Consider the following 15,564-nt stretch of genomic DNA (forward strand, 5'->3'; position numbering starts at 1 on the left):
GCAATGACGATCACCACCGAAGGGCCGGCCCCCGGCGTGTCCGGGGCAGCCGACACGGAGCAACACGTCCTGCGGCTCTACCGCTCCCACCTCAGCAAGGGCCGGGCGATCCTGGCCGAGCTGTTCGGCAGCCACATGGAGGTCGCGTCCTCCGGCGCCTGGTTGACCACCAGCGACGGCGAGCGGTTCCTCAACTGCGGCGGGTACGGGGTCTTCATCATGGGGGCACGTCACCCCATCGTCATGGAGGCCGTACTCGAACAGCTCAACAGGCACCCGATCGCGACCCGGATCCTGCTGGAGCCGACGGTGGCCAGGGCCGCCGAGGCGATCGTCTCGGTCGCCCCACAGGGACTGGACCGGGTCCACTTCGCGGTCTCCGGTGCCGAGGCGGTCGAGACCGCCCTCAAACTCGCCCGGGCGCACGGCAAACGCCACATCGTCGCCACCGAACAGGGGTACCACGGCAAGTCCCTCGGTGCCCTGTCGGCCAGCGGAAAGGAGGTCTACCGGCGACCGTTCGAGCCGCTGCTGCCCGACGTGTCCCGGGTCCCGTACGGCGACGCCGACGCCCTGGAGGCGGCGTTGGCGGCCCGGCCGGGAGAGTCCTGCTTCATCGTCGAGCCGGTCCAGGGCGAGGGTGGGGTGATCATCCCGCCTCCGGACTACCTCCGCCGGGCGGCGGCCCTCTGTCGGAGCTACGACGCCTTCCTGGTCCTCGACGAGGTGCAGACCGGCATGGGACGGCTCGGACACTGGTGGGGCGCCGACCTGGCCGGGATCGAGCCGGACGTGCTGCTCGTCGGCAAGGCCCTCGGCGGGGGTGTCCTTCCGGTCTCCGCAGCCCTGGCCAGCCGTCGGGTCTTCGCCCCCTTCGACAAGGACCCCTACCTGCACACCGGAACCTTCTCCGGGGCACCGGTGCTGATGGCCGCCGTGCAGGGCGCGGTCCGGGCCGTCACGGAGGAGCGCCTGGTCACCCGGGCCATGAACCTGGGCCGACAACTCCTGCCGGAGATCGAACGGATCGTCCTGCGCAACTGCGCCGACCTGGTCGTCGAGGTCCGGGGCGAGGGGCTGCTCATCGGGATCGAACTCGTCGAGGGCGGCCTCGCCGGGGAACTGCTCATCGAACTGTTCAACCACGGCGTGGTCGCCAACCACTCCATGAACGGCAGCACTGTCGTCCGCTTCACCCCGCCGGCGATCCTGACCGACTCCGACGTCAACTTCCTCCTCGAATCGATCGACGGCGCCACCCGCGACCTCGTGGACAAGCGCGCCCGCATGCCGGAAGGCAGTCACTGACATGAGAACCGTGAACCTGCACGCCGTCATCCCCGCCGCCGCACCCCTGACGGTCTTCGACGAGATCGTACGTTTCGACAGGTACCCCGAGCTGGCACCGCACGTCCAGTCGGCGACGGTCCACCAGACCCTTCCCGAGCCGGTCGGCCGGTCGAGCTGGGAGCTGCACTTCCGCAGCGGCCTGCTGCGCTGGGAGGAGGAGGAACGCTTCCTCCGCGACCAGCTGCGCGTCGACTTCACCCAGACCGACGGCGACTTCGACAGCTTCACCGGGAGCTGGCAGCTCGGCGACCACCCGGACGGCACCGAGCTGCGGTTCCAGGCCGAGTTCGACTTCGGCATCCCGAGCCTCGAAGGGATCTTGGACCCGATCGCCGAGCGGGTGATCCGGGAGACCGTCGCCTGGGTGGTGGTCGGACTGTTCGACGGCGTCCGCCTCTCCGACGGTGTCCTCGGCGACGCCGTCACGGCGACCACACCCGCACGCTGACTGGAGGTAGCGACATGGACCAGAAGAACCCCTTCGAGACGCCGACCACCTTCCGACTGCACCGCGCCGAGTACGCCGTCGGCTTCGCGGTCAGCACCGTCCTGCTCGCCATGCACTGGGACGAGGTGCGGTGGCTACCGGCCATCGCCCTGTTCCTCTACATCGACCTGATCGGTTACATCCCCGGCGCCATCGCCTACCACCGCAGCAAGACCAAGCGGATATCGAAGGTCTACTACGTCCTCTACAACATCATGCACAGCCTGATCACGCAGGCCGCCGTGGTCGGTCTGTGGTTGTGGTTCATCGGACCGGAGTGGGCGTTGCTCGTCATCCCGTTCCACCTCTTCGGTGACCGCGCCCTGTTCGGCAACTTCCTCAAGCCCTTCGGCCTCCCCTTCGAGCCGGTCCCGCACCCCCTGTACCAGAAGCTGATCGCCTCCATCACCCCCTCCGGGCGCGACAACGCAGACCCGGCGCCGGAGATGGTCCCGGTGCCCACCGGTTCCGGACGGTGAACACCGTCGAGGCGCTCGCCGACCGCCCGCCGGGCGCGTCGGAGAGACCCGACGCGGCGGCCCCGCTCCCGGGCACCCGGACGGCAGTGCACCGCCGGGCGGTACGTCGGATCGCATCCGCCGTAGCCGTCCTGACCACGAACACCGAGCGGGGTCCGCACGGCGTGACAGTGAGTTCGTTGAGCGCTGTCTCCCGGGAACCTCTGCTGGTCGGGATCTGCCTCCAACACCGGTCGGCGTCCCTGGCCCTGCTCAAGGAGAGCCGGACGTTCGCGGTCAGTGTCCTGGCCGCGTCGCAGACGGAGCCGGCCCGGCGCTTCGCCGACCCCGGCCGCCCTCGGGGTCCGGCCCAGTTCGACCTTGTCGACTGGGAACCCGACCCGGTCAGCGGGGCACCCCTCATCGCCGACGCGCTGGCCTGGCTGAGCTGTCGGCTGACGGCCACCGTGACCGCCGGCGACCACGAGTTGCTGCTGGCAGAGGTGGTCGAGGGGGTGGCCCGGGACGGTCGACCACTGTTGAGCTTCGGCGGCTCCATGGCCTCGGTCAGCGCCCTGGAGGCCACCGCACCCCCCACCGGTCGTACCGCCCCCGACCCGTCGGCGGGCCCGACCCCCGCACCCCCGCCCCGCGAAGGAGAAACCGGATGACCAGCACCGTTCCGCCGGAGGCGGACTGGAACGAGGCCCCCACCCTGCTCGACGGTGCGATGAACCTCAGCCTCACCGCCGAGCAGTGCGACCTCGCCTACTGGCTCGGTGCCGTCGCGCAGGGCACGCTGCGGGGCCGGGCCGAGACGGGCCACGCCCCGGAGGCCGGGACCCCGGCGTACATGCGCGAACCCGGGGCGCTGCGCGACGCCCTCGTCATGGAACTCGGCTACCGGTCCATCGCCGAGGAGAAGGCCACCCGCATCCTGGCGCACTACGTCGCCCAGGCACCGGGCCTGCCCGAGCTGGAGTTCTACACCACCCAGTTGGTGGACGAGGCCCGTCACGCGATGGTCTTCCGTCGGCACCTCGTCGAACTCGGCATGCCGGCCGAGGGCCTCGTCGACGAGGTGGCGCGGATGTCGGCCGACTACACCAAGGAGATCCTCGAACCGGTCGAGGAGTTCGCAGTGCGTACCGTCCGGGACGAGGGTGACTTCATCGGCGGGGTGGCGATCTTCACGATCGTCATCGAGGGGGTCCTGGCACCCGCCGCCGAGCTGAGCGAACGCAAGTGGCACCGCCTCGACCCGGCCGCGAGCGAGATCGCCCGGGGGGCGTCCATCGACGAGATCCGGCACCTCACCGTCGGCAGCGACATCCTCCGCCGGTACCTCGCCGCCCACCCCGAGTACCGGCCCCGGCTGCTCGACATCCTGCGTCGGGGTCGCCGACTCTGGGACGACCTTCCCGAGGAGGCGTACGTGCTGCGCCGGGAGGAGCTGTTCCAGGAGGGGATGCAGCGGCACCGGGACCTGCTCGACGACTACGAGGTCTGGCCGGGCCGGCGGCTGCTGGACACCACCCCCCGGGAGCGGTACGCCGCCGCCGAGCGGTGGACCGACGAGATGGCGGTGGTACGTCTGAACCACATGGGCGTACCCGAGGCGTTGCCCGTGCTGGGGTTGACATGAGCGGCGCGGCCGGTCGGACGGCGGTGATCGCCGGGGTCGGTTCCTGCCTGCCGCCCCGGGTGGTGGGCAACGAGGAACTGGCCCGTCGGCTCGACACCTCCGACGAGTGGATCCGCAGCCGGACCGGGATCGCCCGTCGGCACCTCGTCGATCCGGGTACCGCCACCGCCGCCCTGGCCGTCGAGGCCGGCGCGTCGGCACTGAAGTCCGCAGGTCGGGCCGACGTCGACTCCGTCATCGTCGCCACCACGACGCCGGAGCGCCTCTGCCCGGCGACCGCACCCCAGGTGGCCGCCCGACTCGGGCTCGCCGGGGTCGCCGCCCACGACGTGTCGGCGGTCTGCACCGGCTTCCTCTACGGGCTGGCCACCGCCGCCGGGCAGATCGCCACCGGCCTTGCCGACCGGGTGCTGCTCGTCGGCGCGGAGGCCTTCTCGACGATCGTCAACCCGGCGGACCGCACCACCGCCGTCATCTTCGCCGACGGTGCCGGTGCGGTGGTGCTGCGCGCCGGCACCGCCGACGAACCCGGTGCGGTCGGCCCCTGTGTGCTGGGCAGCGACGGGGACCTCAGCGACCTGATCACGATCCCGGCGGGGGGCTCCGGTCACCGGTCCCGTGGACTGCCGGCCGACCCCGACGACCACTACTTCCAGATGCAGGGCCGCGACGTCTACCGGCACGCTGTGGAACGGACGACCGAGGCGGCCCTCGCTGCCCTCGCGCGCGCCGGGTGGCGCTGCGAGGACGTGGACCGTTTCGTACCGCACCAGGCCAACGCCCGGATCTGCGCCGCCATCGCCGAACGGCTCGACATCGACTCGGACCGCCAGGCGTCGAACATCGAGCGGGTCGGCAACACCGCCGCCGCCTCCATCCCACTGCTGCTGGCCGAGGAGGCCGCAGCGGGTCGGCTCGCGTCCGGCGACCGGGTCCTGTTGGCCGCCTTCGGCGGCGGACTGACCTGGGGCGCCACCACGCTCACCTGGCCTGAACTCGCAACTGTCGCCGCCCCGGCGACCGCTGCAGGTGACCACTGAGTACCAGTCGGCTGACCGCCGGACACCGTGAGGAGACTGCCATGTTCGACAGACTGCGTGACGTCATGGTCCGCAAGTTCCAGCTCGACCCGACCGAGGTGGTGCCGGACGCGACGCTGAAGGATCTGGAGCTGGACTCGCTCGACGTCGTCGAGCTGAGTCTCGCCGTCGAGAAGGAGCTCGGCGTGTCCGTCTCCGACGACGAACTGCTGCAGGCGTCCGACATCCGGTCGGTCGTCGTGCTGCTCGAGGGCCGGACCGCGAGGGTCTGATGCGGTCCGGGGACGTGGCGGTCACCGGTCTCGGGCTGGTCACCCCGGCCGGCATCGGCACCGAGGAGACCTGGGCGCGGGTCTGCGCCGGCGAGTCGACAGCCCGCAACGATCCGCTGCTCGCGGGGCTCCCGGTGGACATCTCCTGCCGGGTGCCGGACTCGCCGCAGGCGCCGCTGCTGCCACCGCGCCGGGCCCGACGGATGGACCGGTTCGTCCAGTTCGCCGTGGTGGCCGCGGCGGAGGCGGTCCGCGACGCCGGGCTGGACCCGCTCACCTGGGACGGTGCCCGGGTCGGTGTCGTCCTCGGCTGCGCCGACGGTGGCCCGGCGACAGCCGAACAGGAACACCGGGTACTCCTGGAGGAGGGCCCCGGTCGGGTCTCGTCGCTGTTGCTGCCCATGCACCTGCCGAACATGGTGGCCGGTCAGGTCTCCATCGAGTTGGCGGCCACGGGGCCGAGCCTGGTGGTCGCCACCGCGTGCGCCTCCGGCGCGTCGGCGATCGCCGTCGCCCGGGACCTGCTGCTGCTCGACAGGTGCGACGTGGTGGTCACCGGCGGGGCGGAGGCGATGGTCACGCCGCTGGTGATGGCCGGGTTCGCGCAGATGGGCGTGTTGTCCCGGCGCAGCACCGACCCGGTCACCGCCTGCCGGCCCTTCGACGCCACCCGGGACGGGTTCGTGGCCGGTGAGGGTGCCGGTCTCCTCGTCCTCGAACGGGGTGCCGACGCCCGGGCCCGGGGTGCGCGGGTGCGGGCCCGGATCTCGGGCGCGGGCGCGAGCGCCGACGCCCACCACGTCACCGCACCCGACGCCGAGGGACGCGGTGCCGAGGCGGCCCTGCGCGCCGCCCTGACCGAGGCCGGGGTGGGTGCCGACGAGATCGACCACGTCAACGCCCACGGCACCGCCACCCCGATGAACGACCTGGTGGAGTCGCGGATGCTCCGTCGGGTCCTGGGTCCGGACCCGTTGGTGACCTCCACCAAGGGGGTGACCGGGCACCTCTTCGGCGCCGCCGGAGGCATCGAGACGGCCTTCGCCGTCCTCGCCGTCGAACAGGGGCTCGTCCCACCGACGGCGAACCTCGACGAGACCGACCCGGAGATCGAGGTCGACGTCGCCCGCAAGGCCACGCCACGCCGGGTCGACCACGCGGTGAGCATGTCGCTGGGCTTCGGCGGCCAGAACGCGGCGGTCCTGGTGAGCCGGGCATGACCGCCACGCGAGCACCGATCGGCAGACGTGGTGGTACGACCCCTTGCGAACAGCCCGGCGACCGTCGCCACCTGTCAGGCGTCGGTCAGGCGCCGATCAGCGGCGCGGCGCACTCTCTGACCAGCACGCGTCCATGAAGGAGGCCGAGCAATGCAGGCCAAGCAATCCCTGTCCAAGGGTCCGGTGACGCCGCGCAGTGGCCTCGTCGGCGTCGATCCGGCCCGGGCCTCGGCCCGGGACGTGGGCAACCACTTCGCCGAGTTGGCCAAGGAAATCCGGGCAGCGGGTCTGTTGGACCTGGCCCCCCGGCGCTACTACTCCCGACTGGCCCTCAACACCGGTCTGCTCGTCGCCGGGCTGGTGGCCTTCTTCCTCGTCGGCGACAGCTGGTGGCAGCTGGGCGTGGCGGCCTGGTTGGGACTGAGCTGCGCCCAGAGTGCCTTCATGTGGCACGACGCCGGGCACAAGGCGATGTTCCGCGGTCGGTGGGCGACGGCGATGGGGTTGGTCCACGCCAACCTGATCAACGGTGTCAGCTACGGGTGGTGGGTCAACCACCACAACCGCCATCACAGCTTCCCCAACAACATCGACCTCGACCCGGACATCGGTCGGCGTACCGCGATCTTCGACATGTCCCAGTACGGCAGCCGTACCCGCTGGCAGCGCTTCGTGGTCCGGCACCAGCACGTGCTGTTCTTCGTGCTGCTCGTGTTCGAGGGCTACAAGATGCGTCGGACCTCGCTGATCGCGCTGTTCCGCAGCCGGCTCCGCCAGCCGGTCGTGGAGGGACTGCTGATCCTCGCCAACATGGTGATCTACCTCGGCGCGGTGTTCCTGGTGTTGTCCCCGCTCAAGGCCGTGGCCTTCGTGGCGGTGCAGCACGCGGTGCTGGGGGTGTACTTCGGACTGATCTTCGCCCCCAACCACAAGGGCATGGAGGTCCGCGACGGCGACGAGTCCCTGGACTGGCTGGAGCGCCAGGTCCTCACCTCGCGCAACATCCGCCCGTCGACGCTCGTCGACTTCCTGTACGGCGGGCTCAACTACCAGGTCGAGCACCACCTGTTCCCGACGATGCCCCGGATGAACCTGGGACGGTGCCGTCCCATCGTGCAGCGGTACTGCGCCCGCCAGGGCATCCCGTACCGGGAGGTCGGGCTGGTCGAGTCCTACCAGGAGGTCGCCTCCTTCCTGCACGAGGTGAGCGAACCCGCGCGTCGGGGCGGACCGGTGGTCACGACGTCGACCCCCTGATCTCCGGTCCCGGTCGGGTGCCCGGACTCCCGCCGTCGACCGCCCACCCGATCCGCCTCCGCGCGGCCTGCGGTGGACCTACCCGTGGCCAGCAGCGCCGAACGACGAAGAGGTGAGTCAGATGACCGAAACCCTGCCCCTGGCCGGGCACCTGCCGTCCATGCCCCTGTCCGAGCGGCGGGAGGTGATCGAGGAGTTGGTGCTCAGCGAGTTCAGGACCGCCCTCCAGATGGACGCCGACGAGGACCTCACCCTGGAGACCGGCTTCTTCGACCTCGGGCTGACGTCGCTGCGGCTGATCGAGCTGCGACGGCGGATGGAGAGCCGGATCGGGGTGGAGATCGACGCGACGGTCCTGTTCAGCCAGCCCACCATCGAGCAGCTGGTGAACTACCTGGTCCGGTCGGTCGACGACAGCCGTCTCACCGGTAGCGCCCCCGCAGGGGAGGACGGCCGATGACCGACCTGGTCGACGCGCGCGCCGACAGGCTCGACCACCTGTCGGCGCAGCACCACGAACCCATCGCCGTCGTCGGGGTCGGTCTGCGGTTCCCCGGCGGCTGCGAGTCCCTCGACGAGTTCGACGCGTTCCTCCGGGAGGGTAGGTCCGGCATCTCCCCGCTGCCCACCGATAGGTGGGACGTCGCCGCGTTCACACCGGCCGAACCGGGCGAACGGGGAAAGATCCACACCACCGGCGGGGGGTTCCTCGACCACGTGGACCGGTTCGACGCGGGATTTTTCAACATCTCGCCCAAGGAGGCCCAGTACATCGACCCCCAGCAGCGGATGGTGCTGGAGACGGCCTGGCAGGCGCTGGAGCAGGCGAACATCGATCCGGCGGCGCTGCGGCGCGGTAACGGCGGCGTCTACGTCGGTGCCAGTTCGATCGACTACGCCCTGGAGATCGGTGAGCTCCCGTACGCCGAGTTGGACGGGCACCTGGCCTCCGGGATCACCATGTTCCCGCTCTCCGGGCGGCTCTCCTACTTCCTGGGGTGGCGGGGACCCAGCATCAGCGTGGACACCGCCTGCTCGTCCTCGCTGGCGGCGTTGCACCTGGCCGCCGAGGGGCTGCGCCGGGGGGAGTGCGACATCGCCCTCTGCGCCGGGGTCAACGCGCTGCACCATCCCCGGATCCCGGTCATCTTCTCCCACGGGCAGATGCTCGCCCCCGACGGTCAGTGCAAGACCTTCGACGACTCCGCCGACGGCTACGTCCGGGCCGAGGGCTGCGGGGTGCTGGTCCTCAAGCGACTGCGCCGGGCCGAGGCCGACGGCGACCGGGTGCTGGCCGTGATCCGGGGCAGCGCGATCGGGCAGGACGGCGACAGCGCGGGCCTGACCGTACCGAACGGGGCCGCGCAGGAACTTGTCATCCGCAACGCGCTCGCGGCGGCCGGGCTCGCCCCCGGCGACATCCAGTACGTCGAAGCCCACGGCACCGGCACGCCGCTGGGGGACCCCATCGAACTCGGTGCCATCAACGACGTCTTCGCCCGGTCGCACACCCGCGAGGAACCGTTGCTGGTCGGCTCGGTGAAGACCAACCTCGGCCACATGGAACCGGCGTCCGGCGTCGTCGGCCTGATCAAGACCCTGCTCCAGCTCCGGTCCGGCGTCGTGTATCCGCACCTGAACCTGCGCTCCCCGTCGCGACGGATCCCGTGGGACAGCTACCCGATCGAGGTGCCCGTCGAGTGTCGGACCTGGGACGCCCCGGTACGCCGGGCGGTGGTCAACAGTTTCGGCTTCGCCGGCACCATCGCCGCAGTGGTGCTGGAGCAGGCCCCGGCCCACCTAGCCGGGCCACCCGCCGAGCGGGAACCCGACACCGACGGCGGGCACCTGTTCACCCTCTCCGCGAAGGGGGCCGTCGCGCTGCGCGCCCAGGTGGAGGCGTACCGGCGGTTCCTCGCCGACGACGACGGCGTGGACGTGGAGGCGCTCTGCTACACCAGCACCGTCGGGCGCAGTCACCACAGTCACCGGGTGGCGGCGGTGGTCCGCGACCACGGTGAGCTGACCAGGTTCCTCGCGGGGGCCGTCGAGGCCGTACCGTCTGCGCCGACCCCGATCCGTAAGGTCGCCTTCCTGTTCAGCGGGCAGGGCTCCCAGTACGCCGGGATGGGCGCCGACCTCTACCGGCGGTTCCCGGTGTTCCGGGCCTGCGTGGACGAGTGCGACGACCTCTTCGCCCCCCTGCTCGGGCGCTCGGTGCGGTCGCTGTTGCTCGACGAGGCCGACGAGGAGTCGGCGATCCACCAGACCTGGCTGACCCAGCCCGCCCTGTTCACCGTCGAGCTGGCGTTGGCCCGGTTGTGGATGTCCTGGGGGGTACGGCCGAACGTGGTCATCGGCCACAGCATCGGTGAGGTGGTGGCGGCCACCGTCGCCGGGCTGTTCTCCCCGGCGGACGCGGCGACGCTGGTCGCCGCCCGGGGTCGGTTGATGCAGTCGGTCAGCGCCCCCGGGGCGATGGCGGCCGTCCAGGCCGCCGCGGACGTGGTGCAGCCGTTCCTGGCCGACCGGCCGAACCTGGCGTTGGCCGCGGTGAACGCCCCCGGGCAGTGTGTGGTCTCCGGTGCCGTGCAGGAGCTGGACGAGGTCGTCGCCGCCCTCGGCGGGCAGGGAATCCGGGTGGACCGGCTGAAGGTCTCCCACGCCTTCCACTCCCCGCTGATGCGGGAGGTGTACGACGACTTCCGGGCCGCGTTGGCGTCGATCACGTTCCGGGAACCCACGATCACCGTCGTCTCGAACGTCACCGGCGCGGTGGCCCGGCCGGCGGAGATCTCCGACCCCGACTACTGGGTGCGGCACATCGGGGAGCCGGTGGCGTTCCTCGACGGCATGCGGGCTGTCGCCCGTCGGGGCCGGCACGCCATGATCGAGATCGGCCCGTCCGGGACGTTGACGGCGCTGGCCCGACAGTGCGTGACGGCGCAGGACCACCACTGGTCGGTGAGCCTCAGCCGACGTGACCGCAGCGCCGAACTGACCATGTCCACCCTGGCGGCGCTCTACGTCGCCGGGCTCGCCGTGTCCTGGCCCGGTTACCACGACGGTCGCGCCCGGCGGACTGTGTCCCTGCCGACCTACCGTTTCCAACGCAAGCGGTACTGGCTCCCGGCGGTCACCTCGTCCGGCACCCGGACCCCGACGTCGTCGGCCGAACACCATCCCCTGCTGGGCCGGGAGGTGCCGGCCGACACCGGCCGGGAGTTCGTCGCCGAGTACAGCGCCTCGGGTCCGAGCCCGATCGGCGACCACCTCGTCGACGGGGCCGTCGTGGTGCCCACGGCGGCCTTCGTCGAACTGCTCCTGGCCGTGCAGGACGAGGTGTTCGGCCACACCGGTGGGGTCATCCGCGACCTGCGGTTCGAGGCCCCGCTCGGGCTCACCGACGACCCGACCCCGGTGCGTACCCACCTGGAACCGGTGGGCACCGACGCGGTCCGGGTACGGGTGAGCGCGGGCACCGGTGAGTCGGCGTCCACCTGCGCGACGGCGGTCCTGTGGGAGACCCCGCAGGGGCCGGGCGCGACGGTGCCGGGGACGGTGGCCAGGAGCGCCGCCCTGATCCTGCCCCCGGCGGACGTCCCCGCCGACGACGAACGCGACCACGAGGCCGGCTACCTCGACCTGGCTTCGGCGGGCCTGTCACCGGGGCCGCGCCTGCGGCTGCTGGACCGGGTCGCCCGCCACGACGGCACAGTCGTCGCCGAGGTAGTCAACCGGCGGGCGGTGCCCGGCGAGAACCTCCCGGTCGACGTGCTGGAAGGTGCCCTCCAGGCGGTGACGGTGATCCACCCGGACGGGCCGGCGGTCACCCCGGTCGCCGTCGGCAGTGTCCGGTTGCTCAGGCGTCCCCGGGGGGAACGGGTCCAGGTGCGGGCGTCGCTGTGCCCACCGGCGGAGCCCGGCGACGTCGGGCAGGTCGACCTGCTGCTGCTCGACGGGGACCGGCCGGTGGCGGAGTTGCTGTCCGTCCGGCTGGCAGCAGCGCAGGACCGACGTCCCTTCGTCCACCGGGTGGAGTGGCTGCGGGAGACCGGCGGCAGCCCCGACCGGACCGCCACCGGGCACGTCCTGGTGGTGGGCGCGGACCCGTCGACCGCAGCGACGGTGGTGGAGTCGGCGCCCACCGGGCTGACCGTGACCGTGGTGCCGGAGGGTGACGAGCCGACCGGGAGCCTGTCGGACCCGTCGGTGACCGACGTCGCCTGGTTCTGGCGTGGTGGGGGCGGCGAGCCGGGGCAGCGGCTTCCCGTCGAGTCCGAGGAGAACTACCGCCGCCTGTTGACGCTCGTGCAGTCGTTGGAGGCCCACGCGGGGGACGCGCCACCACGGCTCTGGCTGGTCACCTCCGGTGCGCAGCAGATGCCCGGGGAGACGTCGGACGACGCCGCCGCCCTCACCGCCGCCACCCTGTGGGGGTTCGGGCCGGTGCTGCTCACCGAGTACCCCCAGTACCGTCCGACGCTCGTCGACGTCGCCGCCCCGGCCGACGTGGCAGCGCTCGCCCGCGAGTGGGCGGTGGCACGCCCTGACGAGTTCCAGCTCGCCTTCCGGGGCGGCCGACGGCACGTCCGTCGACTGCTTCCGGGTGAGTCCACCCCGCCGTGGTCGGACAACTACGAGGTACGGCGCGACGGGCGGGTAGTGGAACTGGTGTCTGTCGACGACTCCCCGCCCGGGCCGACCCAGATCCGGGTACGGGTCGTGGCGGTGGGACCGGTACGCGGTGACGCCACCGGCAGCGCCTGCGCGGGAGTGGTGGTCACCGGCGGGGCCGAGGCCGGATTCGCGGCCGGCGACGCCGTCGTCCTGGCGTACCCCGGTCGACCGTGCCGCGTCGTCACGGTGCCGGCGGCGTCGGCGGTCGGGGTGCCCGGCACCGCGCATCTGACGCGGGCCGCCGGGGCGGTCGCCGCCGCCCTGGCCGCCGACACCGATCCGGGTGCGGCGGTGGCCGGACTCACCGACGACGCCGAGACCACAGTGTACGGACTCGCCGAGGCCGCCGAGGCGTTGGCCGAGATGGACCGGGGCGCCGCCCCGGGCACCGTGCTGATCCGCCTCGACGACGACGTCGCGCCCGGCCCGGCGACAGCCGACCCGGACGCTGCGCGGCGGGTGTGGCCGGACCGGACCTACGTGGTCACCGGCGGCCTCGGCGGTCTGGGCCTGGTGACCGCCCGCAGACTCGTCGACCTGGGCGCCCGGCACCTGGTGTTGGTCAGCCGGTCCGGTCGGGCCGTCCCGGAGGCCCAGGAGGTCCTCGACCAGCTGCGCCGCCGCGCCGAGGTGGAGTTGTTCGCCGCCGACGTGGCCGACCCGGCCGACGTCGCCCGACTCGTCGAGCACCTGCGGACCGGGGGGCGGGGCGTCGGCGGTTTCGTCCACGCCGCCGGTGCGATCGGCAAGGAACTCGTCGCGAAGCTCGACTGGGCGGCGATCGACGAACAGTTCGGCCCGAAGGTGTACGGCGGTTGGCTGCTGCACGAGGCGAGCCGGGCCTTCCCCGAGCACGACCTGTTCGTGCTGTACTCGTCGATCGCCGCTGTGGTCGGCGGCGCGACCCAGGCCCACTACGCCGGGGCGAGCGCCTACCTCGACGCGCTCGCCCGGTGGCGGGCCCGGCAGGGGCTACCCGGGCTGAGCGTCAACTGGGGTGCCTGGGCCCAGGTCGGCATGTCCGCGCGCCTCGACGAGCAGTTGAGCCGGGAGATCGACCGCAGCGGCATCCGTTTCTTCTCCCCGATGCGGGCGCTGGCCACCCTGACCCGGTTGTGGGCCGGGCCCGCCGACCACCGGGTGGTCGGCGGTTTCGACTGGGACCGGATCGCCGCCGCGCAGCCGAGCGGGAACGCCCTCTACGACCGCCTCGTCGATCCCGGTGCCCAGGAGACGGCCGGCTCGGGGCTGCACCAGCTCCTGCTCGCCCCGGATGCCGACCGGCTCGCGCTGATCCGGGCGGCGGTCCGGGAACGGGTGGCCCGGGCCCTGCACCTGGAGTCGCCGGACGACCTCGACCCCGGCGTCGAGTTCCTCTCCCTCGGACTGGACTCCCTGATGGGGGTCGAGCTCAAGAGCGGGTTGGAGACCGACCTGCGGGTCGCCCTACCGGCGTCGCTCACCTTCGACCACCCGTCACCCGAGCAGCTCGCCCAGTTCCTCGTCCGTCGGTTCACCGCCGAGCACGTCCGCGCGACCGCACACCCTCCGGAGGAGCAGTGACACTACCCGAGGACTGGACGCTGGCGGCCCGGGCCGAGGCCCACGCCCTGCACCGTGGCGACCACGTCGCCGTGCACTGCCAGGACCGCAGCATCACCTACGCCGAGCTGCACCGGTGCAGCAACCGTACGGCCCAGGCGCTGCGCACCGCCGGTGTCGTCGCCGGGACCCGGGTGGCGTACCTGGGCCGCGAGTCGGAGTACTACTACTCGACTGTGCTCGCCTGCGCCAAGATCGGTGCCGTCCTGGTGCCGGTGAACTGGCGGCTGACCGCCGGGGAGGTCGACCACGTCCTGCGGGACTCGGGTGCCCGGCTGGTCTTCGCAGAGCGCGAGTTCCAACCGGTGCTCGACCGGGTCCGGGCCGGACTGCCGGACCTGGCGGTCGTCGTCACGTTGGACGGTGCGGACCCCCGTGACCCGGGGGCGGGTCTGCGGTCCTGGCGGGCCGGGGCGACCGAGGACACGCCCGAGCACCGGTGCGGGCCGCACGACGCCGTCGTGCAGATCTACACCAGCGGTACGACAGGCAGGCCCAAGGGGGTGGTCCTGGCCCACCGGAGCTTCTTCACGTTGCCGGCGGCGATGGGCGAGGCGGGGGTGGGCTGGCTCGACTGGCGGTCCGACGACGTCAACCTGATCTCGCTGCCCGGGTTGGGGATCGCGGGCATCGGGTGGTTCATGCACGGCTTCAACGCCGGTGCGACGAACGTGGTGATGCGGATGTACCTGCCGCAGGACGCCGTACGCCTCATCGTCAGGCACCGGGTCACCACGACCTTCGTCGCCCCGGCGATGCTGGCGATGATGCTCGACGAGCGGGGTGTCGGCCCGGACACCTTCACCTCGATGCGCAAGGTGGCCTACGGCGCCGCGCCCATCTCCACCGGCCTGCTGCAGCGGTGCCTGGCGGTCTTCGCCTGCGAGTTCGCCCAGATCTACGCCAGCACCGAGACCGGCAGCGTCGCTGTCTGCCTGCCTCCGGCGGACCACGTGCCGGGCAGCCCGTTGCTGCGGGCCGCCGGGCGGGCCTGCCCCGGGACCGAGGTCAAGGTCGTCGACCGGGCGGGACGCCCGCTGCCGCCGGGACAGGTCGGCGAGGTGTGCGTACGGACGCCCGCCCGGATGCTCGGCTACTGGAACCTGCCGGAGGCCACCGCCCGGACCCTGGTCGGCGAGTGGCTGCACATGGGCGACGCCGGTCACCTCGACGAGAACGGCTACCTGTTCCTCGGTGACCGGATGAACGACACGATCATCGTGGCGGGGCAGAACATCTACCCGGCCGAGATCGAGAAGGAACTCGGCGACCATCCCGCAGTCGCCGACGTGGCGGTCGTGGGGGTGACGCACCCGGAGTGGGGTGAGGCGGTCCACGCCTGTCTGGTGTCCCGGCCCGGCGCGTCGGTGACACCCCGGCAGCTGGCGGTCTACCTGCGGGGTCGGATCGCCGACTACAAGATCCCCGTCGAGTACCACTTCGTGACGGAGTTGCCCCGCAATCCGTCCGGCAAGGTGCTGCGCCGAGTCGTGCGGGAACGACTCGCGGCGCAGGCCCGGCCGGTGGCTGCGGCGGCGGTGAAGGGAGACTGA

Annotated in this window: 12 protein-coding genes; all 12 read left to right on the forward strand. The window is 72.0% G+C overall.

From position 1 onward, the window contains the following. The first annotated feature begins 3 nt into the window (after positions 1-3). The 12 genes from ABT336_RS06170 to ABT336_RS06225 all read left to right on the forward strand — a co-directional run bounded on the left by ABT336_RS06170 (position 4) and on the right by ABT336_RS06225 (position 15,564). Positions 4-1,308, forward strand: coding sequence for an aspartate aminotransferase family protein (locus ABT336_RS06170; RefSeq protein ID WP_350895427.1), 1,305 nt, complete (start codon positions 4-6; stop codon positions 1,306-1,308). Position 1,309: 1 nt separating this feature from the next. Further along, positions 1,310-1,798 carry a type II toxin-antitoxin system RatA family toxin gene (locus ABT336_RS06175; protein WP_350895428.1) on the forward strand — a complete coding sequence of 163 codons (489 nt, stop codon included), beginning with the start codon at positions 1,310-1,312 and terminating at the stop codon, positions 1,796-1,798. Between the two features lie 14 nt (positions 1,799-1,812). Continuing rightward, positions 1,813-2,316 (forward strand): hypothetical protein, encoded by a 504-nt coding sequence (locus ABT336_RS06180; protein WP_350895429.1) that lies wholly within the window; start codon positions 1,813-1,815, stop codon positions 2,314-2,316. After that, positions 2,313-2,966 carry a flavin reductase family protein gene (locus ABT336_RS06185; protein ID WP_350895430.1) on the forward strand — a complete coding sequence of 218 codons (654 nt, stop codon included), beginning with the start codon at positions 2,313-2,315 and terminating at the stop codon, positions 2,964-2,966. The genes ABT336_RS06180 and ABT336_RS06185 overlap by 4 nt, the downstream gene beginning before the upstream one ends. Next, the gene (locus tag ABT336_RS06190; protein WP_350895431.1) at positions 2,963-3,940 is read left to right on the forward strand and encodes a ferritin family protein; all 978 of its coding nucleotides are present in this window, start codon (positions 2,963-2,965) and stop codon (positions 3,938-3,940) included. The genes ABT336_RS06185 and ABT336_RS06190 overlap by 4 nt, the downstream gene beginning before the upstream one ends. Continuing rightward, positions 3,937-4,980, forward strand: coding sequence for a beta-ketoacyl-ACP synthase III (locus ABT336_RS06195; protein WP_350895432.1), 1,044 nt, complete (start codon positions 3,937-3,939; stop codon positions 4,978-4,980). The genes ABT336_RS06190 and ABT336_RS06195 overlap by 4 nt, the downstream gene beginning before the upstream one ends. A gap of 41 nt (positions 4,981-5,021) precedes the next feature. After that, on the forward strand, positions 5,022-5,252 hold the full coding sequence (locus ABT336_RS06200) for an acyl carrier protein (RefSeq protein ID WP_350895433.1): 231 nt from the start codon (positions 5,022-5,024) through the stop codon (positions 5,250-5,252). Beyond that, positions 5,252-6,472: a beta-ketoacyl-[acyl-carrier-protein] synthase family protein gene (locus ABT336_RS06205; RefSeq protein ID WP_350895434.1), complete on the forward strand. Its 1,221-nt coding sequence runs from the start codon at positions 5,252-5,254 to the stop codon at positions 6,470-6,472. Before ABT336_RS06200 ends, ABT336_RS06205 begins: the two co-directional genes overlap by 1 nt. A gap of 150 nt (positions 6,473-6,622) precedes the next feature. Next, on the forward strand, positions 6,623-7,729 hold the full coding sequence (locus ABT336_RS06210) for a fatty acid desaturase family protein (RefSeq protein ID WP_350895435.1): 1,107 nt from the start codon (positions 6,623-6,625) through the stop codon (positions 7,727-7,729). A 121-nt stretch (positions 7,730-7,850) separates the two neighbouring features. Further along, on the forward strand, positions 7,851-8,189 hold the full coding sequence (locus ABT336_RS06215) for an acyl carrier protein (RefSeq protein WP_350895436.1): 339 nt from the start codon (positions 7,851-7,853) through the stop codon (positions 8,187-8,189). Continuing rightward, positions 8,186-13,972, forward strand: coding sequence for a type I polyketide synthase (locus ABT336_RS06220; RefSeq protein ID WP_350895437.1), 5,787 nt, complete (start codon positions 8,186-8,188; stop codon positions 13,970-13,972). Before ABT336_RS06215 ends, ABT336_RS06220 begins: the two co-directional genes overlap by 4 nt. Further along, positions 13,969-15,564: a long-chain-fatty-acid--CoA ligase gene (locus ABT336_RS06225; protein ID WP_350895438.1), complete on the forward strand. Its 1,596-nt coding sequence runs from the start codon at positions 13,969-13,971 to the stop codon at positions 15,562-15,564. Before ABT336_RS06220 ends, ABT336_RS06225 begins: the two co-directional genes overlap by 4 nt.

This window comes from Micromonospora sp. NPDC000207 (assembly GCF_040300925.1).
Taxonomy (GTDB): Bacteria; Actinomycetota; Actinomycetes; order Mycobacteriales; family Micromonosporaceae; genus Micromonospora.

Bases quoted from the DNA above. Each gene is read 5' to 3' on its own strand.
- ABT336_RS06205 (WP_350895434.1), top strand. From the start codon at position 5,252: ATGCGGTCCGGGGACGTGGCGGTCACCGGTCTCGGGCTGGTCACCCCG.
- ABT336_RS06195 (WP_350895432.1), top strand. From the start codon at position 3,937: ATGAGCGGCGCGGCCGGTCGGACGGCGGTGATCGCCGGGGTCGGTTCC.
- ABT336_RS06210 (WP_350895435.1), top strand. From the start codon at position 6,623: ATGCAGGCCAAGCAATCCCTGTCCAAGGGTCCGGTGACGCCGCGCAGT.
- ABT336_RS06190 (WP_350895431.1), top strand. From the start codon at position 2,963: ATGACCAGCACCGTTCCGCCGGAGGCGGACTGGAACGAGGCCCCCACC.
- ABT336_RS06220 (WP_350895437.1), top strand. From the start codon at position 8,186: ATGACCGACCTGGTCGACGCGCGCGCCGACAGGCTCGACCACCTGTCG.
- ABT336_RS06175 (WP_350895428.1), top strand. From the start codon at position 1,310: ATGAGAACCGTGAACCTGCACGCCGTCATCCCCGCCGCCGCACCCCTG.
- ABT336_RS06200 (WP_350895433.1), top strand. From the start codon at position 5,022: ATGTTCGACAGACTGCGTGACGTCATGGTCCGCAAGTTCCAGCTCGAC.
- ABT336_RS06180 (WP_350895429.1), top strand. From the start codon at position 1,813: ATGGACCAGAAGAACCCCTTCGAGACGCCGACCACCTTCCGACTGCAC.
- ABT336_RS06215 (WP_350895436.1), top strand. From the start codon at position 7,851: ATGACCGAAACCCTGCCCCTGGCCGGGCACCTGCCGTCCATGCCCCTG.
- ABT336_RS06170 (WP_350895427.1), top strand. From the start codon at position 4: ATGACGATCACCACCGAAGGGCCGGCCCCCGGCGTGTCCGGGGCAGCC.